The organism is Streptomyces hazeniae, assembly GCF_031845485.1.
Taxonomy (GTDB): domain Bacteria; phylum Actinomycetota; class Actinomycetes; order Streptomycetales; family Streptomycetaceae; genus Streptomyces; species Streptomyces hazeniae.
This window is the reverse complement of sequence record NZ_JAVREQ010000144.1, coordinates 1-471: the sequence shown is the minus strand read 5'-3', so window position 1 is coordinate 471 and position 471 is coordinate 1. Positions and strand designations below refer to the sequence as shown.

The following is a 471-nucleotide window of genomic DNA, read 5'->3' as shown; positions in this document are numbered from 1 at the left end:
ACGAAGACGTCACCGCGCCCGACGTCGATGTCGTCGGCCAATTCGATCGAAACCGACAGTGGTGCAACGCCTACCGACCGGTCGTCATCGAGGGTGTCCACGGCCGTCACGATCGAGCGGGTGCCGGCCGGCAGGCTCACGACGGGGTCACCGACCGCGAGCGTGCCCGCGGACAGCCGGCCGGTGTAACGGCGGCGTTGTTCCGCGGTCGGCCGGGACACCCACTGCACGGCCAGCCTCAGGTTCGCCGGATCGGCATGCGGCGCCGACAGCTCGATTCCTTCGAGGTACTCGAGCAGGGTGGGCCCGTCGTACCAGGGGGTGTTCTGCGAGCGGTGCACCACGTTGTCACCGAGCTTGGCGGCGATCGGGATGACGGTGAGATCGAGCCCGCCGAGCCGGTCGGCGACCTGTTGCAGCTCACGCTCGACCTCGGCGAACCGGCCTTTGTCGAAGTCGACCAGATCGATC

Annotated in this window: 1 pseudogene; it reads right to left on the bottom strand. The window is 68.4% G+C overall.

Annotated elements, in window-relative coordinates:
- Nucleotides 1–471: pseudogene (locus RM572_RS29025) on the bottom strand (hypothetical protein); the annotation flags it as partial.